Here is a 21,712-nt window from a genome sequence, read left to right as displayed (position 1 = left end):
TCGAGTTCTCCTGCCAACCAGCCGATCATCGTCACCGGCTCGATCGCCACCGATCACCTGATGCACTTCCCCGGAAAGTTCACCGAGTCGCTGCTACCCGATCAGCTCGAGCGGGTGTCGCTCTCGTTCCTGGTGGACGATCTGGTCGTGCACCGCGGGGGAGTGGCCGGAAACATCACCTTCGGGATGGGCGTGCTGGGCCGCCGGCCGGTACTGGTGGACGCGGTGGGCGCCGACTTCGACGAGTACGAGGGTTGGCTGAGCAGGCACGGCGTCGAATGCGCCCATGTGCTGCGATGCACGGATGTGCAGACGGCCCGGTTCGTCTGCACGACCGATGACGCGATGAACCAGATCGGCTCCTTCTACGCCGGCGCCATGGCGCGATCCCGGGAGATCGCGCTCGCCCCGATCATCCAGCAGCTCGGCGGCGTCGAGCTGGTGATGATCAGCGCCGGCGATCCTGCGGGGATGGTCCGGCACGCCCAGGAGTGCCGGGAGCTCGGCATCACCTTCGCCGCCGATCCCTCACAGCAGCTCGCCCGGATCGACGGACAGCAGGCACGCAGCCTGATCGAGGGTGCTCAGTACCTGTTCAGCAACGACTACGAGCTCGGGCTGCTGACCGGCAAGACCGGGCTGTCCCAGGAGCAGATCCTGGACCACGTGCACTACCGGATCACGACGCACGGCGCTGCCGGGGTGCAGATCGCCGGCATCCACGGCGACATCACCGACGACCCTGCGGTAACCTCACTGACCGTTCCGGTCGTGCCCGAGCACGGCAAGGTCGACCCGACCGGTGTCGGTGACGCGTTCCGGGCCGGCTTCCTGGCCGGTCGCTCCACCGGTCTTTCCCTGGAGCGTTCGTCCCAGCTCGGATCGCTGATGGCGGTCCTGGTGCTGGAGACGACCGGCACCCAGGAGTACGCCTTCGACGCCGCGGTCGCACAGCAGCGTCTGGCCGACGCCTACGGCGAAGCGGCGACAGCAGAGATCACCACCGCCATCGGCTGGTGACGCGCGTCCCGCCAGGTCGCCCGCCCGTGGCTGAGCTGCTCGGGTCAGACTTGCGCGGGGGTCCGTGCTGCTCGGGCCGGAGCAGCACGGGTCAGAGCCGGACGGGTCAGAGCCGGACGGGGTAGGTCGGCATCGGCACCGTCGGGGTGATGGCGCCGGTGACGAAGATGCCGTGCCAGATCATGAACACCAGCACGGTCCAGATCCGCCGGGAGTGGTCGGCCTCGCCGGCGCGGTGCGCGTCCAGCAGGGCCAGCACGACCGTCTTGTCGAGGTACTCGTCGGTCTGCGCGTCCAGGATCACCTGCCGGGCCCACTCGTAGGAGCCCTCGGCCAGGAAGTGTCGGATGGGCACCGGGAACCCGAGCTTGCGACGGTTCAGCACGTGCGGCGGAACAATCAGTTCCATCGCCTTGCGCAGCGCGGACTTGGTGGTGCGGGGGGTGATCTTCTCGATCGAGGGGATGCTCCTGGCGACCTCGAAGACCTCCTTGTCCAGGAACGGCACCCGCAGCTCCAGCGAGTTGGCCATCGTGACCTTGTCGGCCTTGACCAGGATGTCGCCGCGCAGCCACGTGAACAGGTCGACGTGCTGCATGCGGGACACCGGATCGGTGTCGCGGGACAGCTGGTAGACCGGGTCGGTCACGTCGCGATAGGAGACCGTGGGGGAGTAGCTGCGCAGCATCCCGGACAACTGCTCCTCGCGGAAGATCCTGGCATTGCCGTAGTAGCGCTCCTCGAGGTCGAGGGAGCCCCGGCGCAACATGTCCTGCCCCCGGAAGCCTTGTGGCAGTGCTCGTCCGACCGCGGCCAGACCCTTGCGCAGCGGTGACGGGAGCGCTGTCAACCGCTTGAGACTGGCCGGCTCGCGGTAGATGTTGTAGCCGCCGAACAACTCGTCTGCACCTTCGCCGGAGAGCACCACCTTGACCCGTTTGCGGGCCTCGTTCGCCACGAAGTACAGCGGTACCAGCGCCGGGTCGGCAACCGGATCGTCCAGGTACCAGACGATCAACGGCAGCGTGCTGGTGAGCTCCTCCTCGCTGACCACCCTGACGATGTGCTCGACACCGATCGCGGCAGCCGACTCGGCAGCGACGTCGACCTCGGAGTAGCCCGCACGTTCGAAGCCGGACGTGAACGTCAACAGGTCGGGGTTGTAGCGCTTCGCCAGCGCCGCGATCGCCGTCGAGTCGATCCCGCCGGAGAGGAAGGAGCCGACGGTCACGTCGGCCCGCATGTGCTTGGCGACCGAGTCGTCCAACACGTCGGCGATCCGCTTGTAGAGATCAGCGCGATCACCGTCGGAGTTGACCGGCACGCTGGTGAACTTCGGCTTGAAGTAGCGCACGGTCGGCAGCGCGGTCGCAGTGGCATCACCGGGCCGCACGGTGAAGTGGGTACCCGACTCGACGCGCCGCAACTGGGCGTCCATCGACTCCGGCTCGGGGACGTACTGGAGCACCAGATAGTGCTGCAGCGCGACGGGATCCACGACCGCGGGCCGGTCCAGCAGTGCCCGCAGGCTCTTGGCCTCCGAGGCGAAACCGAAGCCGTCCTCGGTCCGCACCGAATACAGCGGCTTGATCCCGAACGGGTCCCTGGCACCGAACAGCACACGGTCCTGGGTGTCCCAGATCAGGAACGCGAACATCCCGCGCAGTCGCGAGACCCATCCGGCGCCGTGATGGTGGTAGCCGGCGACGATCGCCTCACCATCACCCTCGGTGGCGAACGCCGCGCCGTGATCGGCGGCGAGTTCGGCCCGCAGTTCCAGGTAGTTGTAGATCTCACCGTTGAACACCAGGGCGTACCGGTCGGGAGACTCCGGCGGGCCCCAGCGCAGCGGTTGGTGGGAGTGCTCGATGTCGATCGTCGCCAGCCGGTTGAAGCCGAACACCACGTCGGTGTCGTGCCACGTCCCGGGCTCGTCGGGACCCCGGTGACGGCACAGCGGCAGTCCGGCGGCCACGTCGGCGACGCGCCTGGCCGCGCCCTCCGGGCCGGCCGTCGAGAGGAAACCGATCAATCCACACACGTGCGCTCCACCGATCTCGTCTTTGGGGTTGCTCGGCGCGCCATCGGCCCGCCGCCTTCAGCACCCTGTCCGCGGCCGCCGAGGGACGACGACCGCCACAGCAGTATCCCCGACCACTGCGACCGTCGGGCTGATCGACCGAACGCCGGGCGGGTCGGTGCGCGCCGCCGTGATGTGTTCAACGCGCCGGGATCCCGGTATCCGTGAGGGCCTGCGGGTGAAGTAACCTCGGAAGCGTCGTGTGGCGATGCTGTGCGACTGATCAGAAACACGCGAGTCAGGACACGCGAGAACGTGCGGAACGCGTAGGGAAGGCGGGATCACGTGCCACGCTCCAAGGCGCTCCGACGGCTCGGACTCACAGGCCTGCTGGTGCTCGCCGGTGTGTTGCTGAGCGGCTGCTCGCTGTCGGACCTCCCCCGTTTCGGTTGGCCGGTCAGCGCCACCGAGCAGGGTCGCCACATGCAGTACTTCTGGTCGGCAGCGTTCATCGCTGCGCTGATCGTCGGTGTGATCGTCTGGGGCGCGATGTTCTGGGCGTTCGCGAAGCACCGCCAGCGCCCGAACTCGCCGCTGTATCCCAAGCAGACCAAGGAGAACCTGCCGTTCGAGCTGGTGTGCACCGCCATCCCGTTCGTGCTGGTCGCGGTGCTGTTCTACTTCACCGTCACCACCCAGAACAAGGTGCTGGCCAAGACCGCGAACCCGGACGTCACGATCGACGTGACCGCGTTCAAGTGGAACTGGGACTTCGGGTACCAGGGCACCAAGGTCCCAGGAGCCGTCGCGCTGCCGGCGACCGCCAGGGACGCCGATTGGTACAACAACACCGAGGTGCACACCGTCGGCACCAGTGACGAGGTCCCGCTGCTGGTCCTGCCGGTGGGCAAGACGATCCAGTTCAACCTCCGCAGCAAGGACGTAATCCACTCCTTCTGGGTGCCGGACTTCCTGTTCAAGCGCGACGTCTTTCCCTTCCCGGCCCAGAACCAGCCGGACGGAGGCAACGTGTTCCAGGTCAAGCTGGAGCGCACCGGCGCCTTCGTGGGTCGCTGCGCCGAGCTCTGCGGCACCTACCACTCGGCGATGAACTTCGAGGTCCGCAGCGTGCCCGAGGATGCGTACCAGGCGTACGTCAAGATCCGCAGCCAGGTCAACCCGGCCACCGGCGTTCCGTTCAAGGCCGCCGAAGCCCTCTCCCGGGTGCAGGCGACGGTCCCGTCGTGCGGTGAGCTGTGCGCGCCACTGGCCACGACGACGCACCCGTTGGACACCGACCGGCAAGCGCGTTCGGCCCCGCAGAACGCTGGCAACTGATGTCCGACGACAGCAAGGTGGGCCCCGCAGTGCACGAGGAGGACCAGGACTACGAACGACAGAGCGGCGACCTCTCGGCCAGTGAGTCCTCGAAGGGGTTGGGCGTCGAGGCGACCATCTTCCTGGCCCTGACCGGGTTCTTCGTCATTTCCGGGGTGGCCTACCACATCCTCGCGCCGGGCGAGAAGGTAGGTATCGTCGGGTTCTACCTGACGGCCGGTCTGACGTTCCTCATCGGCAGCTTCCTGTGGTTCACCGGCCGACGCCTTGACGGCCCGCGACCGGAGGACCACGACGCCGAGATCGCCGAGGGCGCAGGCGATCTCGGGTTCTTCTCGCCCGGCTCCTACTGGCCGTTCACCCTCGCGGCTTCCGCGGCGGTGTTCGCCGTGGCGACCGCATTCCTGCTGGTCTGGCTGATGATCATCATGGCCGGCCTGCTGCTGATGAGCGTCGTCGGATTGATCTTCGAGTACCACCGCGGGCCCGCCGTCCACTGACCCGGCCCGCACGGCCCGTCTTCGCTCGACACCCGTCACCGTTCGCCGATCGAACGAGCGAGGGACGAGCGAGACGAGATCCCGTCGCGTCGCAACCACCGAGGGGGCGATCAGGGGTGCGCGGCGAAGCAGCCCGAAGGCCCGAAGGCGGCCCTGGCGAACCGCTCACCGATCAGGGCGTGGCTGGCGGCATCCGGGTGCAGGGCGTCGGGCAACGGATGGTCCCGCTCGTCCTGGGCGCCGTAGAGCTGCAGCCCGTCGAGGAAATGCAGGTGTTCGTCCGTCGCTGAACGCTGTTCGACGATCAGGCGCAGCTGCTCGCGGATCACTTCGAGCGTCAACCGACCGGCCGGCACCTCGGCCGGATCACCCGTTGCGATGAAGCGCACCTGCCCCTGCTGCGCTGCCTGGACGTCGAAGGAGCCCGGCCCCGGCGTCTGCTCGTGGATGGCGCAGTGCAGCGCGGAGATCACCAGCAGGGGGGTCTCCGGGTGGCCATCGCGAATGGTGTCGAGGAATCCGTGGACCGCGGGGCCGAGCGCCCGCAGCCGGAACAGATCGGTGCCCACCAGGTTGATCCCCAGCTTCAGGCTGATCAGGTCTGCTGGAGTGTCGCGGATCGTCCTTGCGAGGAACGGGTCCACCAGCGCGCTACCGCCCAGCCCCAGGTTGATCAGCTCGACACCGCCCAGGTCTGCTGCGATCACCGGCCAGGTTCCTGTGGGGCTGGCTGCATTCGAGCCGTGGCTGATGGAACTGCCGTGGTGCAGCCACACGGGCCGGCCGTCGGAGGGGATCGCCTCCAGCGGGGCATCACTGCGCAGCTCGACCAGCTCGACCGCTTCGTTCCAGGGCAACCACAGCTCGAGATCCTTCGCACCTCCCGGAAGTCCGGTGAAGGCGATGATCGACGTCGGCGTCTGCTGCACCTCGCGCTCGCCGGTGGTCATGTCCACCACGACGGTGGTGCCGCCGGAAGCCGTCCGCTGCTCGACGAGTGCGCCGTCGATGCGCAGGTCGAAGACCCCAGCCGGCCGCGGCGGGAGCCCGCGCAGCACCGTCGTCGTCCGTCGGGTCTCCAGTTGGAGGACGGTGGCCCGGGTGCGGAATCGCAGCCGGACACCGGCGCAGTGGCTCTGGGCCATCAGCAACTGCGCGTCATCCAGGTTCTGTTCCCGCACCCAGCGGGGAAGTCGGTGCGGGACGACGGCCCCGTCGCGCTGCTCGAGTTCGGCAGCCCCGATGAGGATCGATGCGGTGATGGCAGTGGGGGAGAGCTCGGAGTCGGCCATGCTCCCAGTCTTCCGTACACCCGCGCGTCGCTCCCGCGCACGTTCGGGTGCGTCGCTCACGTCCGACCGTGAGCAGCTGCCCCTGGCATGAGTGGCTGCGGGGGTTGCCGGCCCCGGCGGCACTTCGCGACGAAGGCCCGACCGCTCCGGGGAGCGATCGGGCCGTCGTCAACCGTGTGGGGCGGTCAGCTCTTGGACTCGTCCGGATCGGGCTCGTCCGCAGTCTTCTCGCCACCCTTGCCCTCGATCGACACCGTGTTGTCGGCCCCGCCGATGTCGCTGGAGGAATGGTGAACGACATCGCCCGAGGTGTCCTTGACCTTGAGCACACCGACGATCGCCTTGCCGGCATAGCCGAGCTGGTTCATCCGCTTGGGCACCGCGGCGCCCTGGTAGTCCAACGGGATCGGATGGCCGTGCGAATCCACCGCACCGAGCGGCTGGTGGATCTCGATGAACTCACCGGACGGCAGACGCTTGAGGTGACCGGTCTCGATCCCGTGCTCGAGCACCGCCCGGTCCGCGTGCTGCAGACCCAGGCAGAGCCGGTAGGTGACCACGTACGCGATGACCGGGAACAACAGCGAGCCGACCCGACCGATCCACGTCATGACGTTCAACGAGATGTCCAGCTTCAGGGCGAACAGATCATTGGCGCCATTGATCAGGTTGAGGATGTAGAAGGTCAGGAACGCAACGCCCAGAGCGGTGCGGACGGGCACGTCACGCGGGCGCTGCAGGATGTTGTGGACCGCGTTGTCCTTGGTGAACTTCTTCTCGATGAACGGATAGGCGATCACCAGGATCATCAGCACAGTGGCGCCCAGGATCGCCGGGAAGAACACCGCGGGTATCTCGTAATGGCCGAAGATGTTGCGCGGTTCCCAGGCGGGGAAGACTCGGACCAGGCCGTCCAGGAAGCCCATGTAGAAGTCTGGTTGCACGCCGGCAGAGACCTGCGAAGCGTTGTAAGGCCCCAGGTTCCAGACCGGGTTGATCTGGAAGATGCCCGACATCAGCACGATGATCCCGAACACGACGGCGAAGAAACCGCCCGCCTTGGAGGCGAACGTCGGCAGCACGCGGACGCCGACGACGTTGTTCTCGGTGGCCCGGGGACCGGCGAACTGGGTGTGCTTCTGGAACCACACCAGCGCCACGTGGACGCCGATCAGGGCCAGGATGATGCCGGGGATCAACAGGATGTGCAGGGAGTAGAACCGGCCGATGATGATCTCGCCGGGATAGTCGCCGCCGAACACCGCCCAGTGCATCCAGGTGCCGATCACCGGGATCGACAGGATGAACGCGGACACCGCTCGCAGGCCGGTACCGGAGAGCAGGTCGTCCGGGAGCGAGTAGCCGAGGAAGCCCTCGGCCATTCCCAGCACCAGCAGCAGGACACCGATGATCCAGTTCGCCTCACGGGGCTTGCGGAAGCCACCGGTGAAGAAGATCCGCATCATGTGCAGCATCATCGAGGCGAGGAACAGCAGTGCTGCCCAGTGGTGGATCTGGCGGATCAACAGACCGCCGCGGACCTCGAAGGAGATGTCCAGGGTCGAGGCGAATGCGCGCGACATCGGGACGCCGCGCAGTTTTGCGAAGACTCCCTGGTAGACGGTCTCGCCCATGGATGCGTCGAAGAACAGCGTCAGGTAGACGCCGGACAACAGCAGCACCAGGAAGCTGTACATCGCGACTTCGCCCAGCATGAACGACCAGTGCGTGGGGAAGACCTTGTTCATCGCCGTGCGGAGCGGGCGGGCGCCGTGGTAGCGGACGTCGGCCCCATCGAGCGCCTTGGCGGCTGCGCTGTCGCCGGGCACGGCGGTCGCGGTGGTGAGTCTGCTCATGACGAGCTTCCCTTGGGGTTGGTGACGAACTTCGGGTGGTCGCCGTTCTCCCAGAATCCGGGACCGACCGCCTCGATGAAGTCACTCCTGGCGACGAAGTAACCGTCGTCGTCCAGCTCGATCGGAAGCTGGGGAAGTGGCCGGGTCGCCGGTCCGAAGACCGGTTTGCACGCGTTGTAGATGTCGAACTGCGACTGGTGGCACGGGCACAGGATCCGCCCGGTCTGCTGCTCGTACAGCGAGGTGGGGCAACCGACGTGGGTGCAGACCTTGGAGAAGGCGTAGTAGTCGCCGTACTCGAAGCCTTCCTGGCCCTGGCGGATGCGGACGGGGTCGTTGGCCCGCAGGCGGATCAGCATGACGGCGGAATCGGACATCTTCGAGCCGCCGGGCAGACCGGGGAAGACGGTGGTGAGCGCGCCGGCTTCCATGTCCTCGGGGCGGACCGGGGTGCCGTCGATCTGCGTCAAGCGGACCTTCTTGCCACCCACCGGACTCCAGCCCGTGACCCAGAGGTCGGACTTGGCGCCCTTGTCCCATGGACTCTTGATGAAGCCTCCGAGGACCGGTACCACGGCCAGCAGCCCGAGCACGCCGCCGCTGAGGGCCAGTGAGCCCTTGAGCATGCCGCGCCGCTTCAGACCCGTCTTGTCGACGGCGTCGAACACCTCGGCGCCCAGGGTGCGGCGGTCGACCTCGGCCGACATTCCCTGATGGCGCTGCTGGATCGCGACCTCGTGCGGGGCGAGCTTCCGGGCGAGGGCAATGATGCCGATACCGAACGCGAAGACCGCGCCGCCCATGGTGAGCCCGAGCATCGGCGTGTACAGCGCGTACCAAACCTGCGCGCTGCCGGATCCGGGCGCCTGGTACTCCGACGGCCACACGATGAACACGACCACGAACGCCAGACCCAGGATGGCCGCCAGGAAGAACCAGCGAGCCACCTTCTTCTCGGCCCGCTTGTCTGCCGGGGATCCGGGTTCGTAGCGCTCGCCGTACTCGACGAGCTCGACGCCGTCCAGCCGCGCACCGAGGCGGGCCAGCTCTTCGCGGCTCATCGCCTGCAGTTCGTCGCCACCGGGCAGGTTCTCGACCGTTCCACCGCTCATGCCCTGGCCCCCATCCACAACGTGACACCGACGATGGAGACCATGCCGACCAGGAACGCGATCAGACCCTCGGGAGCCGGACCGTAGCCGCCGAGCGGAAGACCACCCGGGTCGATTGTCGCCTTGTTGAGCTGCACGAAGGAGACGATGGACTGCTTCTCCTCGGGGGTGAGCTGGGCGTCGGAGAACTTCGGCATGTTCTCCGGACCGGAGAGCATCGCGCTGTAGACCTGGACGTCGGTGGCCTCGTCCAGCGGCGGGGCGTACTTGCCCTCCGACAGGGCGCCACCGCCACCGGTGAAGTTGTGGCAGGACGCGCAGTTCAAGCGGTACAGCTCGCCACCCTTGGCGACGTCGACATCGTTGCGTAGCAGAGTGGGTACCTGAGGCCCGCCGCCGACGGATTGGACGTAAGCGCTCAGCTGGGCGATCTCGTCCTCGTTGAAGAGGGGCTTCTTGCGGGGCATCTGAGCGGCGTTCTCGACGGCCGGCATCCGCCCCGTGCCGACCTGGAAGTAGGTGGCTGCCTGACCGACTCCGACCAGCGAGGGACCGCGGTCTTCGACGCCCTGCAGGTTCGCTCCGTGGCAGGTGATGCAGGAGTTGTTGTACAAGGCCTCGCCGGCGGCGATCTGCTGCTGGTCCACCTCGGCGGCCTGGGCGATCTGCGGTGAGGGCGCGAGTGCCGCGTAGGCGAACCCGACCGTCAGCAGCGCGACGAACAGAGCGAGGCTGCCGGAGACCCGACGCATCGCCTTGGAGCCCCTGCCGAAGCGCACCTTGCTGCGTCGAGCAGCCGGACCGCGCACGGCGCTGTCGGCGTCGGGTCGATCGCTGTCGGTACGTCCGGGCGTACGTCGAGCGTTGTCGCCGCTGCTCATGCTCTTCTCCTCGGTGCTCACTGTCCGGAAATGCTCATTGTCTTCTGGGGGTGCAGTCCGCCCCGGGGGCCGGATCACACTGCTTCCGGTACCCCGCCTGTCGGGACGGAACCCGGATTCCGAGCTGGTGCCTGATGCAGTTCTGCGGCAGATCTCCGGTGCGGCTATCTGACGATGTAGATGGTGAAGAACAGACCGATCCAGACGACGTCGACGAAGTGCCAGTAGTACGACACGACGATGGCGCTGGTGGCCTGGGCGGGGGTGAACTTGGAGAGTCGGGTGCGGGCGATCAGGATGGCGAACGCCACCAGGCCGCCGATGACGTGCAGACCGTGGAAGCCGGTGGTCAGGAAGAAGACCGTTCCGTAGGCAGAGCTCGAAAGTGTGGTCTCGTGCTCGGTGACCAGGGTGTGGTACTCGTTCGCCTGGCCGAGCACGAAGATCAGCCCCATCACGAGGGTGATCAGGTACCACCGACGCAGACCGAGCACGTCGCCGCGCTCGGCGGCGAACACCCCGAGCTGGCAGGTCGCCGAACTGGCCACCAGGATGATGGTGAACACCAACGCGTAGCCGAGGTTGAGCTCGGTCGGCGGCGCCGGCCAGCCCAGAGCCGGGTCCGACGTGGCCTTGGCGGTGAAGTAGATCGCGAACAGGCCGGCGAAGAACATCAGCTCGCTGGCAAGCCAGACGATCACACCGACACTGACCATGTTGGGTCGGTTGAGGGTGTGGATTCGGGGGGCGAAGGCGCCCTGGGTGGCGCCCGTCGACCGCTGGGGCTGCGCGGGACCGGAGGCTGAGCCGGGAGTGGTCGCTGTCGTCACACCACGATTATGTCCCTTGGTCCTGCAGGTTGTACCCGCGGGTGCCCAGCGCGTTGTGGTTGCGAGGTGGGGAAAGCCTGTGAACTGCGCCTTTGCCTCTACAAGTTGTCGAAGTTTTTCCCGGACGACGCCCACATCACGGTCGGACATCTGCGGACGGCGGGTTCCGACGGACTTTCCCGGCTGCCGGACAGCGGTTCGGCGGTGCTGCCGACGGCGCCGTGCTGACCTGCGTTTAGCATCGGGGACAGCGTTCCGGGCAGGCCCGGTGTTGCCGGGGGTCTCCCGGCCGCGGTTCCGAGCTGCAGGGCGGTCGGATCGCCGACCGGGTCGTCCCTCCCGGACCGCAGGACGAGAACGAGAGAGGCGGCAGCGATGAGTGCTCCACAGGCCCGTCGGCCGGTCGTGCTGGTCTACAGCCATCGGCCCGAGATCCGTGCAGAGATCATCGGGGCCATCGGTCGACGTCCCGCGCCTGACGTCGGTCGGATCGACTTCCTCGAATGTGCCGGGGTCGCCGAGCTGCTGATGGCGGTGGACGGACACACCGCCGATGTGTTGGTGCTGGACGGGGAGGCTCAGCCCACCGGAGGCATCGGCCTGTGCCGGCAGATCCACCAGGAGGCCGGCCAGGACGGGGTGCCCATCCCGCCCATCGCGCTGGTCGTGGCCAGGGCCGCCGACCGGTGGCTGGCCACCTGGGCGCAAGCCGACGAGGTCCTCACCCATCCCCTGGACCCGGTGACGACCGCCGACAGCATCGCTGCCCTGCTGCGGCTGCGGATGGCCGTCGCCACCACCCGCTGAGCGCAGGAGCCCCGATCCACGTGACCCGATCCTGGCCGTCGCTGTTGACCCAACTCCTGGACGGTGACGACCTCTCCGCGGACGACACCGCCTGGGTGATGGATCGGATCATGACGGGGGAGTCGACGCCTGCCCAGCTCGCGGCTTTCGCGGTCGCTCTGCGGGCCAAGGGGGAGACGGCGGACGAGGTCCAGGGACTGGCCGACTCGATGTTGGGCCACGCGGTGCGGGTGCGGCACGAAGCTCGTGCGGTCGACATCGTCGGCACCGGCGGCGATCGGTCGAACACGGTGAACATCTCGACGATGGCCGCGGTGATCATCGCGGCCGCCGGGGTGCCGGTGATCAAGCACGGCAACCGCGCTGCCTCCAGCCTGTGCGGCTCCGCGGACCTGCTCGAGGGGCTCGGGATCTCGATCAGCCTCGGGCCGGACGCGATCGAGCAGACGCTGCAGGAGGTCGGCATCGGCTTCTGCTTCGCCGCGACCTATCACCCCTCCTACCGACATGCCTCTGCGCCGCGGCGCGAGATGGGCATCCCGACGGTCTTCAACTTCCTCGGCCCGCTGACCAACCCCGCCCAGCCGGCCGCCGGCGCGATCGGCTGCGGATCGGCGGTGATGGCGCCGGTGATGGCGCAGGTGTTCGCCCGCCGGGACGCCGACGTGCTGGTGTTCCGGGGCGACGACGGGCTCGACGAACTGACGACCACCACGACCTCGACGATCTGGGTGGTGACGGGCGGCCGGGTCTGGCAGACCCAGCTCGATCCGCAGCTCCTCGGGCTGGCCGCCAGCGAACCCACCGACCTGCTCGGCGGTGACGTGGCGACGAACGTCGCCGTCGCCCGAGCGCTGTTCGACGGCCGACCTGGGCCGGTCCGCGATGCGGTGCTGCTGAATGCCGCCGCGGCGATCGCGGCCTTCGACGGGCTCGGCGACCTTACCGCGCTCGTGGAGCGGGACCGCGTCGATGGGCTGCACCGAAAGGTCGCGGCCGGGATCCAGCGGGCAGCCGCGGCGGTCGATTCCGGTGCGGCAGGGGACCTGGCGCTGGCCTGGGCGCGACTGTCAACGGAGCTGGCCGGCTCCTGACCACAGCGGGAGAGCTGCCCGTCAGGACCCCATGCCGATGGAGAACGCGTCGTCGGCGTCCCTGCTCGAGTAGGAGCGGAACGCGATGTGGGTGACGGTGCGTTGGACGCCCTGGACCTGGGAGATGTGCTCGGGGACGATGGCCGCGATGCGCTCGTGGTCGACGGAGCGGACCACCGCGATCAGGTCGACGTCGCCGGCGCAGGAGAACACCTCTGACACGTCCGGCAGGTCGGCGATGGCCTGCGCGGCCGCCGGGATGCGGTCGGCGTCGACGAAGATGTGGACGATCGCTGTCACCATGACGGTGAGCCTACGACGCGGGGACGCGACTCGGGCGGCAGGAGTCAGCAGCTCCCCGGTCAGCGCAGGTAGGCGCCCGCGTCGAGATCTTCGATGAGGGTCGGACCCGAGGGGGTCCAGCCGAGCAGATCCTGGGTGGCGGTGGACGAGGCGGGAACGTCCAGGGCGAAGAAGCTGCCGATCCACCCGAAGTGCCCCGCTGTCGCCTCGTGCGGCACCGAGGCGACAGGGAGGCCGAGGCTGCGTCCGATGGCCTCCGCGATGACCCGCGTCGGAATCCCTTCCTCGGCGACCGCGTGCACGATCGTGCCGGGGGTTGCCTGCTCGAGGGCCAGCCGGACCGCGCGCGCGGCGTCGGAACGATGCACGGCCGGCCACCGGTTCCCACCGTCACCGACGTAGCCGGCGAAGCCCTTCTCACGCGCCACTGCCGCGATCGTCGCGATGAATCCGTGGTCGCCCTGTCCGTGCACGGTCGGCGCAAATCGGAGGCTGACCGCGCCGACTCCCTGGTCCACGAAGTCGAACGCGCGATTCTCCCCACCGCCGCGTGGTGCGTCCGGGCCGGAGAACGGAGAAGCGTCGGACTCGGTCAGTGCGCGGTCCGGAACAGGAATGGCGACGCCCGACGCGAACAGGAACGGGCGGTTCGATCCGACCAGGGTTTCGCCGATCGTCTCGATGGCATCCCGCTCCGCCTTGTTCGACACGGCAGGGTGGGCGAAGTCGTGCTTGTTGGCCAGGTGGATGGTGGCATCGGCGTCCGCCGCCCCGGTGCGGATGCTGATGAGTTCATCGAGGTCTCCGCGGAGTACCGCGGCGCCGCGTGCCTCGAGCGCGGCCGCTGATGCGTCCGACCGTGCCAGGCCGAGGACCTCATGGCCTGCTGCGAGGAGCTCATCGACGCTTGCGGAGCCGATCCAGCCGGACGCTCCAGTGACGAAAACACGCATGGGTGTGGCTCCTTCTACTCCGCGGACGAGCCTCGGAGATGGTGGTGTGCAGTCCTGATGTCAGGAACTGACATCACTGTAGCGCTGATGTCAGCATCTGTCATCCATGGTGTCGTCCGTTAGCATCGACCGATGGTCAGGTGGCAACCCGCAGCGAGCGAGCGGCTGCAGAAGGCCGCGCTGGAGTTGTTCGGCTCTCGCGGGTTCGACGAGACCACCGTGGCGGACATCGCGCTCGCCGTCGGCCTGACCGAGCGAACCTTCTACCGCTATTTCGCGGACAAGCGCGAAGTTCTGTTCTCCGGTCAGGGTGAGTTCGAGCAGCTGTTCCTCGGCGCACTGGCGAAGACTCGTGGGCACACCTACCCCTTCGACACCGTCGGGAGAGCACTGAGCGATGTCTGTTCCATCTTCGGCCCGTTCACCGAGGAACGGCGCCCGTACTCGCGCCTGCGCCAGGCGGTCATCCTGGCTCATCGAGAGCTGCAGGAGCGCGAGCTCTTGAAGATGCACTCGCTCTCGCGTGCGTTGGGTGCCGCCCTGCGTGAGCGTGGCGTGGCGGAGCCCACTGCGTCGCTGGCAGCAGAGTCGGGTGTGATGCTGTTCCGACTCTCGTTCGAGCAGTGGGTCGCTCCGGGTGAGGGGCGCTCGTTGTCGGCGATCGAGCACGACATGTTCGCGGAGCTGCGTGCCATGACCGCGACGCTCCAGGAGAGCTCACAGGTCGGCAGCACGCGCATCGTCGCGGATCACTGAGTCCGGCGGTCGATCGCCCGGTCCCGGAGTCAAGGCGAGGCGCGCGAGCGGTGTCGCTCTCGGTGTCCGGTGCGCTCGTGGTTGCCGGGGCGCAGATCGGCCGTCCGCAGCTGGCCGCGCGCCACCGCTGCAGCGTCCGCGAACGAGCGCCACCTGCCGCCGCCGTTACTGGGGACCCCCCACGCACTGGAGGTGCTGACCAGTCGGGTCCCTGGACGGTCGAGCCAGGTGAGGATCGTGGAGGTCTCCTCGGCGCTGGCCGCGGGCAACGGCCCGGGTCCGGGGATCACCGTCTCGGCCGACGCCTGCAGCAGCGCGACCACCGGCATCGGATCGACCCCGCGGGGGGCACGTCCGGCAGCCGCCAACCGTCCGGACCGCACCACGCTCAGCTCCCACCCGCCCGACCCGTCGGGCCGAGCGGCGACCAACTCCTCGATGCACGTCAACGACCGCAACCGCTGCCGGAGATCGAGCGCGCCGACCAGCACCGCCAGCCGATCGCGTGCGACGGCTGCCTCCTCGAACCGACCGGCGGCGCCGAGCTCGTGCACCAGCTCCTGCAACGAACGGAGTATCTCGTCGCTGGCGCCGTCCACCAATTCGGCGATCCGCTTGCCGTGCACGGCATACGACTCGACGTCCTCGGCACCCGAGCACGGCGCACCGCACTTGCCCAGCTCGGCCAGCAGACACGGTGTGCCGCTGGCTCCGGTGCGCCGGATGCGCTGGCTGCAGCGACGGATCCGGACGACCGTCTGCAGCGCTTCGATGGCGATGGCCGCGTCCTCGCGGGAACGGAACGGACCCAGGCAGGCCGTCGTGTTCACCGCGGTCGGTGACCCCGCCGCGACCACCGACAGTCGGGGGAATGCCTCGTCCGTCAGCACCACCCAGCTGTGCTTGTCCGGTCGGCGGCTGCGCCGGTTGTAGCGCGGCTGGTGCGCCACGATCAACCGTTGCTCGCGAATGTGTGCTTCGAGCGCGTGGGCGCAGACCACGTGGTCGACCCGTTCGGCGATCTTGGCCATGTGGCGGATCTGCCGACGCTGCTCGCCCGCCCCGAAGTAGCTGCGCACGCGGTCACGCAGGTTCTTGCTGGTGCCGACGTAGAGCACCTCGTCGTCGGCGCCCCGGAACAGGTACACCCCAGGAGCTTGCGGAAGCCCTTGTGCCAGAACACGTTTGCGTCGCCGCTCGGGGGACACCCGACGGGTCGCGCCGACGAGCTCGTCCATGCTCTGGACGCCCAGCGGTCCGAGTCGCTCGAAGAGCGCATGCAGCACGTCCACGGTCGCCCTGGCGTCCGTGAGCGCCCGGTGATCCGGGCGGACCGGGGATCCGAGCAGCGGGGCGAGCAGGCCGAGCCGCACACTGGGCGCCTCGTCGCGGCTCAGCACCGCCCGGGCCAGCCGCACGGTGTCGACCACCCGAGGAGTGGGCCAGGGCAGGCCGAGTCGGCGCGCGTTCTCCCGCAGGAAGCCGATGTCGAACGGTGCGTTGTGCGCGACGAGAACACAGTGCCGGGAGAACTCGAGGAAGTCCGGTAGCACGGCGTCGATCCGGGGTGCATCGAAGACCATGACGTCGCTGATCCCGGTCAGGATGGTGATCTGCGGCGGGATCGACCTGCCGGGGTCGACCAGGGTGGCGAACTCGCCGAGCACCACCCCGCCGCGGACTTTGACCGCACCGATCTCGGTGATCGCGTCCGCCGTCGCCGAGCCACCGGTCGTCTCCAGGTCGACCACGACGAACGTGGTGTCGCGCAACGGTTCCGACAGCTCGTCGAACGATGCCTGGACGGCGATCGGCCGGTCGGTGTTCATGGGCGGGACGATAGGGGAGCGGTCCGACAGAGCACCGGAACGACGCGCGCGGGACGAGCATTGCCCGCTCGGCGCCGGGCGGGGCAGCGGGGCAGCGGAGCACACGGCAGGCGCGCCGAGGATGATGGGACCGTGGAGTTCACCGATCTGCCCGCGGTGGTGCAGAGCCGTGTCCTGAACCTGGCGGCCCGGTCGCTGACGGGCGCCGCCGCGCTGCAGATCCCGCGCGAACTCGTGGCGGTGGCCAGGTTCGCGCCGGCCCGGCGGGCACGCCGGGGGGCGGTACCGCTGGCCAGGGCGCTGGAGAGCGATCCAGCCTTCCGGGCGCTGGTCGCGCACCGGGCGGCCGGTCTCGATCCGCACGGCGTGCTGATGTCGCTGGGTGCCGGAACAGCACCTGCCGACGCCGAGGTCGGTGTTCCGGACGCCGTGACGGCGGATGCGAACGAGCTCGACAGCGATGACTCCTCCGACAACGATGCCGCTCCGACGGTTGGCCCGGACGCCGCTCGGGTCTCCGACATCGACCTGCTGGCGCTGGCCTACCTGCGGGCCGCCGCAGCGCCACCTGGCGTGTTCGAGCGGCTGCGCACGGCGGAAGAGACCGGAGAACTGCGCACCAGACTTCTTGCTGCCGAAGCCGAGCTGGTGAAACTGCGGGCGGCCGCCGAGCGGAATCCGGCCGGGCGCGGCACGCCGACCGAGGTCGCGGGGAGCCCGGACGACGACGCTGGGCCGGCCGTCCGGATCGAGCGGTTGACCACCCGGCTGCGGGAGCAGGGCAGTCGGCTGCGGGAGGCGCTCGACGCGGTCGCGCACCTGCAGCAGGAGAAGGACGCGCACGCTCGCGAGGCCGCCCGGGCGCTGGAGATCATGACCCGGGGCCGCACCGCCGCGGAACAGCGGGCCGCAGCCCTGGCGACCCAGGTGTCCGCGCTGCAGGCCGGTGAGGAGGCGGCCGCGGCGCGTCAGGAGTACCGGGAGCGGGTGCTGACCCGCCGGGTGGAGTTGTTGCTGGAGACCGCGACCGGTGCGATCGAGGGCCTGCGCTCGGAATGGACCCCTGACTCCGGCGGACGACGGCCCGGTGGTCCGTCCGGTCCTGCGGCGGCACCCGTCGATCCGGCGGACGTGGTCGCGCGGCGGCTGGTCCGACCGAGTACTCCCCGCCTGCCGGAGATCGCCGACACCGCTCGGCTCGCGGAGGCGCTCGGGTTGCCGCGGGCCCACCTGATCGTCGACGGGTACAACGTCAGCAAGAACGGCTTCGGCCACCTGACCCTCGCCGAGCAGCGCGAGCGGTTGATCAGGACCCTTGCAGCGTTCGCCGCCCGTTCGGGAGCCGAGGTCACGGTGGTGTTCGACGGCGCCGCCGTCGTGGCCCCGGCCGGTCATCAACGCGGGGTGCGGGTGCTGTTCTCGCCCCAGGGGACCATCGCCGACGACGTGATCAGGGACCTGGTGGACGCGGAGCCGACCGGGCGGCCGGTGGTCGTCGTCACCTCCGACCGCGCGGTGATGACGGATGTCGGCGCCGCAGGCGCCAGGGTCGCCCGATCGGAAGTCCTGCTCGCCGCGCTCGGTCGGTGAGGCCGGAGGACCCCTCTGTCGGACCCCGCTCCTAGCGTGGCGGTTCGAACACCTGGTCGAACGACAGGTGGCCGATCCGTGGGGCGCGATCCGTGCCCCCGAGGAAGGAATCTGTCATGCACATCGACTGCGAGACCTGCACCATTCGGGGGTTCGGCTGCTCAGGCTGCGTCATCACCATGCTCCTGGGCGCGCCGCCGGAGGGTGTGGAGTTCGACCAGACCGAGCAGGCCGCCCTGGAAGTACTCGCGGAGTCCGGTCTGATCCGCCCGTTCTTGATCAGTGGTCCGGAGATCGTCACGCGATCAGTGCGGGCAGGATGACGACGATCGGCGGGGTTGCTCGCACGACGTCCTCGCAGCGGTGAGATGGATCACGCGAAGGCGGCGTACGGGTGAAATGCAGTGCTACCCGGAGTGAGGTGGCTGGACGTGTCCGTGTCCATCTCGTAACCTGACCGAGACCTTCAGCTCATCTCGCCGACCACGGCGTTCCTGGAGATCACCGCCGAATCGGCCCGTCGGGGTGGCCGAACCGGGGACCCACAGTTACTGGGGTGAATCTGCGACAGCCGGAGTGATCCGGCTGGAGCGGTAGGGCACTTCCTGCCCGAATCCGTCAGCTAACTCGGTAGGCGGCAAGGAAGAAAGGCACACCGGAACCTTGCATTCGACCCGCGGCCGTACTTTCGCTGCGCTCCAGCACTCCCTTCGTATTCCCCGCGTTCTCGTCACCGTCGGCGTCCTGATGGCCGGCGTCGTGCTCGCACCCGCCGCCGTCGCAGCGCCGCAGGTACGTCCCGCGGTGCCGACGTCGGACGGACTGCTCGCCGATCCGGGGGATCCGACCACGGCCGACGAAGCGCAGACCGCCTGGCTCGAGGCGACCGGAGCCGCTGAGTCGATGAACGAGAAGGTGCTCGTCGCCATCGATGTCGAGCACCAGGCGCGGGCCGAGGTCGAGAGTGCCGCTCGCACGGTCACCGCCAAGGAGCAGGCGCTGCGCACCGCGAAGACCCGGAACGCCGCCGCGGGGACTGCCTCGGCGGCCGCGGCCAAGAAGCTCGCAGTTGCGTCAGCTGCGGAAGCGTCGTACCAGGACAAGGTCGACGAGTTCGCCGACGCCAGCTTCCGGGGCGCTCGCTTCGGGTCGATGTCCGCGATGTTCACGGCCAACTCACCCGAGGACTTCCTGGAGACCGCGTCGACCCTGGAACTGGTCGCCGACGACACCGCGCAGACCCTCGACCGCGCAGCTGCGGCGAAGGCGACTGCGGCCCAGGCCAGGACCGGGGCCCAGCAGGCCGCCGACAGTGCTGCCGCCGCCAAGAGCGCAGCCGACGCCGCTGTCACCGATGCCGCCGCCGCGAGGACCCACGCCGAAACTGCTCTCAAGGCCTCCCACGCCGCCACCGATCAGGTGCGCAGCCGGCAGGCGAAGCTCAAGCGCGAGGCCGACCGCCTCGAAGCCCTGCAGAATCGGCTGAGCGAGCAGGAGCGGCAGGCAGCGCTCGCCGCCCAGGCCGCCGCCGCTCGGCAGGCAGCCCAGGAGGCCCAGGCCCGCGCCGACCGCAATCGCGCCGCTGCTGCCCAGCAGCAGGCCGCAGCCGAGCAGGCCGCAGCCGAGCAGGCCGCAGCCGAGCAGGCCGCACCGAAGGTAGCCGACGCTCCTGCCGGCCAGAACCCGTCGTCCGCCGCGGCCGCGCCTGGGTCTCCCGCTGAAGCTGCCCCGACCGAGGCCGCCCCGACCGAGGTCACCGCGACCGAGGTCACCGCGACCGAGGTCACCGCGACCGAGGCCGCCCCGACCGAGGCCGCCCCGACCGAGGTCACCGCGACCGAGGCTGCCCCGAGCGCTGCTGCCCCGACCGCTGCTGCCCCGACCGCTGCTGCCCCGAGCGGCGCTGCCGAGGTCGCCGTGCAGGCGGCGCTGTCCAAGGTCGGATCGCCGTATGTGTACGGCGCCGCAGGTCCCGACAGCTTCGACTGCTCCGGCTTCACATCCTGGGCCTATGCCCAGGCAGGCATCACCATCCCCCGGACATCGGGCGGTCAGGCCGGACTGCAGTACGTCCCGCTCGACCAGCTCCGACCGGGTGACCTGATCACCTACTACTCGCCCGTGCACCATGTAGCGATGTACATCGGGAATGGTCAGATCGTGCACGCCTCGACCTCTTCGAAGCCGGTCTACGTCACCACGATGTACTACGGCGGACCCAACGGGACCGGTCACCGCGTCGTCGGCTGACCCCCACCGACCACCGCCGAAGACGAGCTCCTGTGCGTCGCACCCTGCTGCTGACCAACGACTTCCCGCCACGTTCCGGCGGTATCCAGTCGTACGTCCATGCTCTGGCGCGTCGCCTGCCGGCGGATGATCTGGTGGTCTACGCCCCGGCCTGGCAGGGTGCGGAGGACTTCGACGCCGCGCAGCCCTTTCCGGTGGTACGGCATCCGACCTCGCTGATGCTGCCGGTGCCCCAGGTCGCCAGAACTGCGGCGCGCCTGATCCGCGAGCACCGGCTGTCCGCCGTCTGGTTCGGTGCCACCGCGCCCTTGGCCCTGCTCGCGCCGGCCCTGCGTCGGGCCGGCGCGGAGCGCATCGTGTCCAGTACCCATGGCCACGAGGTCGGCTGGTCGATGCTGCCAGGGTCGAGGCAGGCGCTGCGGCGGATCGGCTCCCGCGTCGACGTGCTCACTTACATCAGCACCTACGCCAGGAATCGGATCGCCGGTGCCTTCGGACCGCAAGCAGCTCTGGAACGGGTCGCGCCGGGGGTCGACACCGAACGATTCCGTCCCGATCGGGCCGCCGGCGAGCGGATCAGGGAACGGTGGGGCCTCGCAGGACGACCGGTGCTGGTCTGCCTGTCGAGACTGGTGCCGCGGAAGGGCCAGGACGTGCTGATCGAAGCACTGCCGCGGATCCGTGCCGAGGTGCCGGACACCGCACTGCTGATCGTCGGTTCGGGGCCTGACGAGCAACGACTGCGCATCCTCGTGGAGCGTGGGGGACTCGGCGATGCCGTGGTGTTCACCGGTGCCGTCGAGGAGCACGAACTGCCCGCGCACTACCTCGCCGGCGATGCCTTCGCGATGCCCTGCCGCACGCGGGGGAACGGGCTGGACGTGGAAGGCCTGGGGATCGTGTTCCTGGAGGCCTCGGCCTCGGGCCTTCCGGTGGTGGCCGGCGACTCCGGCGGCGCACCCGAGACGGTGAAGCCGGAGCAGACCGGGCTGGTCGTCGACGGCCGGGACGTCGGCGCCGTTGCGCAGGCGTGCATTCGCGCACTGGTCGATCCGAAGACCCGCAGCTGGGGTGCGCAGGGCCGTTCCTGGGTCAGGGACGACTGGGACTGGCAGCGCTCGGCCGATCGACTTGCGGAGCTGATCGGATGAGCGACGTCAGACGTCCTCGTCCACAGGGCATCGAGTTGTCCACATCGAGGTCCGTGCGATGCCGGTACTGAGCGATCGAGCCATAGGTTGTCGGGGTTCCAGCGGGTCGGTCGGGACCACGAGGAGAGCG

20 protein-coding genes and 1 riboswitch are annotated in these 21,712 nt (G+C 68.9%); of the genes, 11 read left to right on the top strand and 9 right to left on the bottom strand.

The features are described from left to right. The first annotated feature begins 60 nt into the window (after nucleotides 1-60). Nucleotides 61-1,020 carry a carbohydrate kinase family protein gene (locus tag ABLG96_RS13290; RefSeq protein WP_353651498.1) on the top strand — a complete coding sequence of 320 codons (960 nt, stop codon included), beginning with the start codon at nucleotides 61-63 and terminating at the stop codon, nucleotides 1,018-1,020. Between the two features lie 106 nt (nucleotides 1,021-1,126). On the opposite strand, the gene asnB is transcribed toward ABLG96_RS13290, so the two are convergent. Then, entirely contained in the window at nucleotides 1,127-3,061 is a 1,935-nt protein-coding gene (asnB, locus tag ABLG96_RS13285; protein ID WP_353647854.1) for an asparagine synthase (glutamine-hydrolyzing), read from the bottom strand. Nucleotides 3,062-3,385: 324 nt separating this feature from the next. Here asnB and ABLG96_RS13280 point away from each other — a divergent pair, with 324 nt between their 5' ends. Together ABLG96_RS13280 and ABLG96_RS13275 are read left to right on the top strand one after the other, a co-directional pair. Continuing rightward, nucleotides 3,386-4,378 carry a cytochrome c oxidase subunit II gene (locus tag ABLG96_RS13280; RefSeq protein WP_353647853.1) on the top strand — a complete coding sequence of 331 codons (993 nt, stop codon included), beginning with the start codon at nucleotides 3,386-3,388 and terminating at the stop codon, nucleotides 4,376-4,378. A 98-nt stretch (nucleotides 4,379-4,476) separates the two neighbouring features. Next, nucleotides 4,477-4,878 (top strand): cytochrome c oxidase subunit 4, encoded by a 402-nt coding sequence (locus tag ABLG96_RS13275; RefSeq protein ID WP_353651497.1) that lies wholly within the window; start codon nucleotides 4,477-4,479, stop codon nucleotides 4,876-4,878. Nucleotides 4,879-4,988: 110 nt separating this feature from the next. Here the strand turns inward: ABLG96_RS13275 and ABLG96_RS13270 are convergent, their stop codons facing one another. The 5 genes from ABLG96_RS13270 to ABLG96_RS13250 form a co-directional block, all read right to left on the bottom strand. After that, nucleotides 4,989-6,170: an SGNH/GDSL hydrolase family protein gene (locus tag ABLG96_RS13270; RefSeq protein WP_353647852.1), complete on the bottom strand. Its 1,182-nt coding sequence runs from the start codon at nucleotides 6,168-6,170 to the stop codon at nucleotides 4,989-4,991. Nucleotides 6,171-6,355: 185 nt separating this feature from the next. Next, entirely contained in the window at nucleotides 6,356-8,026 is a 1,671-nt protein-coding gene (locus ABLG96_RS13265) for a cytochrome bc complex cytochrome b subunit (protein WP_353647851.1), read from the bottom strand. After that, on the bottom strand, nucleotides 8,023-9,138 hold the full coding sequence (locus tag ABLG96_RS13260; protein ID WP_353647850.1) for a Rieske 2Fe-2S domain-containing protein: 1,116 nt from the start codon (nucleotides 9,136-9,138) through the stop codon (nucleotides 8,023-8,025). The genes ABLG96_RS13265 and ABLG96_RS13260 overlap by 4 nt, the downstream gene beginning before the upstream one ends. Beyond that, entirely contained in the window at nucleotides 9,135-9,890 is a 756-nt protein-coding gene (locus tag ABLG96_RS13255) for a cytochrome c (protein WP_353651496.1), read from the bottom strand. The genes ABLG96_RS13260 and ABLG96_RS13255 overlap by 4 nt, the downstream gene beginning before the upstream one ends. A gap of 293 nt (nucleotides 9,891-10,183) precedes the next feature. Beyond that, nucleotides 10,184-10,759 (bottom strand): heme-copper oxidase subunit III, encoded by a 576-nt coding sequence (locus ABLG96_RS13250; protein WP_353651495.1) that lies wholly within the window; start codon nucleotides 10,757-10,759, stop codon nucleotides 10,184-10,186. Between the two features lie 156 nt (nucleotides 10,760-10,915). Here ABLG96_RS13250 and ABLG96_RS13245 point away from each other — a divergent pair, with 156 nt between their 5' ends. The 3 genes from ABLG96_RS13245 to trpD all read left to right on the top strand — a co-directional run bounded on the left by ABLG96_RS13245 (nucleotide 10,916) and on the right by trpD (nucleotide 12,750). After that, nucleotides 10,916-11,077 carry a hypothetical protein gene (locus tag ABLG96_RS13245; RefSeq protein WP_353647849.1) on the top strand — a complete coding sequence of 54 codons (162 nt, stop codon included), beginning with the start codon at nucleotides 10,916-10,918 and terminating at the stop codon, nucleotides 11,075-11,077. 147 nt (nucleotides 11,078-11,224) lie between these two features. Next, nucleotides 11,225-11,656 carry a hypothetical protein gene (locus ABLG96_RS13240; RefSeq protein WP_353647848.1) on the top strand — a complete coding sequence of 144 codons (432 nt, stop codon included), beginning with the start codon at nucleotides 11,225-11,227 and terminating at the stop codon, nucleotides 11,654-11,656. A 14-nt stretch (nucleotides 11,657-11,670) separates the two neighbouring features. Beyond that, complete coding sequence (gene trpD, locus ABLG96_RS13235) at nucleotides 11,671-12,750, top strand: anthranilate phosphoribosyltransferase (protein ID WP_353651494.1); 1,080 nt, start codon at nucleotides 11,671-11,673, stop codon at nucleotides 12,748-12,750. A gap of 21 nt (nucleotides 12,751-12,771) precedes the next feature. Here the strand turns inward: trpD and ABLG96_RS13230 are convergent, their stop codons facing one another. Beyond that, complete coding sequence (locus ABLG96_RS13230) at nucleotides 12,772-13,053, bottom strand: Lrp/AsnC ligand binding domain-containing protein (RefSeq protein ID WP_353647847.1); 282 nt, start codon at nucleotides 13,051-13,053, stop codon at nucleotides 12,772-12,774. A 59-nt stretch (nucleotides 13,054-13,112) separates the two neighbouring features. After that, nucleotides 13,113-14,006: an SDR family oxidoreductase gene (locus ABLG96_RS13225; RefSeq protein WP_353647846.1), complete on the bottom strand. Its 894-nt coding sequence runs from the start codon at nucleotides 14,004-14,006 to the stop codon at nucleotides 13,113-13,115. Between the two features lie 132 nt (nucleotides 14,007-14,138). Here ABLG96_RS13225 and ABLG96_RS13220 point away from each other — a divergent pair, with 132 nt between their 5' ends. After that, complete coding sequence (locus tag ABLG96_RS13220; protein WP_353647845.1) at nucleotides 14,139-14,762, top strand: TetR family transcriptional regulator; 624 nt, start codon at nucleotides 14,139-14,141, stop codon at nucleotides 14,760-14,762. Between the two features lie 29 nt (nucleotides 14,763-14,791). On the opposite strand, the gene ABLG96_RS13215 is transcribed toward ABLG96_RS13220, so the two are convergent. Then, nucleotides 14,792-16,591: a DEDD exonuclease domain-containing protein gene (locus ABLG96_RS13215; RefSeq protein ID WP_353647844.1), complete on the bottom strand. Its 1,800-nt coding sequence runs from the start codon at nucleotides 16,589-16,591 to the stop codon at nucleotides 14,792-14,794. Nucleotides 16,592-16,723: 132 nt separating this feature from the next. Here ABLG96_RS13215 and ABLG96_RS13210 point away from each other — a divergent pair, with 132 nt between their 5' ends. The 4 genes from ABLG96_RS13210 to ABLG96_RS13195 all read left to right on the top strand — a co-directional run bounded on the left by ABLG96_RS13210 (nucleotide 16,724) and on the right by ABLG96_RS13195 (nucleotide 21,582). Further along, nucleotides 16,724-18,181 carry an NYN domain-containing protein gene (locus tag ABLG96_RS13210; protein ID WP_353647843.1) on the top strand — a complete coding sequence of 486 codons (1,458 nt, stop codon included), beginning with the start codon at nucleotides 16,724-16,726 and terminating at the stop codon, nucleotides 18,179-18,181. 116 nt (nucleotides 18,182-18,297) lie between these two features. Then, complete coding sequence (locus ABLG96_RS13205) at nucleotides 18,298-18,504, top strand: hypothetical protein (RefSeq protein ID WP_353647842.1); 207 nt, start codon at nucleotides 18,298-18,300, stop codon at nucleotides 18,502-18,504. 172 nt (nucleotides 18,505-18,676) lie between these two features. Then, nucleotides 18,677-18,832: riboswitch (cyclic di-AMP (ydaO/yuaA leader) on the top strand. Nucleotides 18,833-18,844: 12 nt separating this feature from the next. Beyond that, a complete protein-coding gene (locus tag ABLG96_RS13200; protein WP_353647841.1) occupies nucleotides 18,845-20,431 on the top strand; it encodes a C40 family peptidase in 1,587 nt (528 codons plus the stop codon). Between the two features lie 32 nt (nucleotides 20,432-20,463). Beyond that, nucleotides 20,464-21,582 (top strand): glycosyltransferase family 4 protein, encoded by a 1,119-nt coding sequence (locus ABLG96_RS13195; RefSeq protein ID WP_353647840.1) that lies wholly within the window; start codon nucleotides 20,464-20,466, stop codon nucleotides 21,580-21,582. The last annotated feature ends 130 nt before the right edge of the window (nucleotides 21,583-21,712 follow it).

It is taken from the genome of Nakamurella sp. A5-74, assembly GCF_040438885.1.
Taxonomy (GTDB): domain Bacteria; phylum Actinomycetota; class Actinomycetes; order Mycobacteriales; family Nakamurellaceae; genus Nakamurella.
This window is presented reverse-complemented; position numbering and strand designations above follow the sequence as displayed.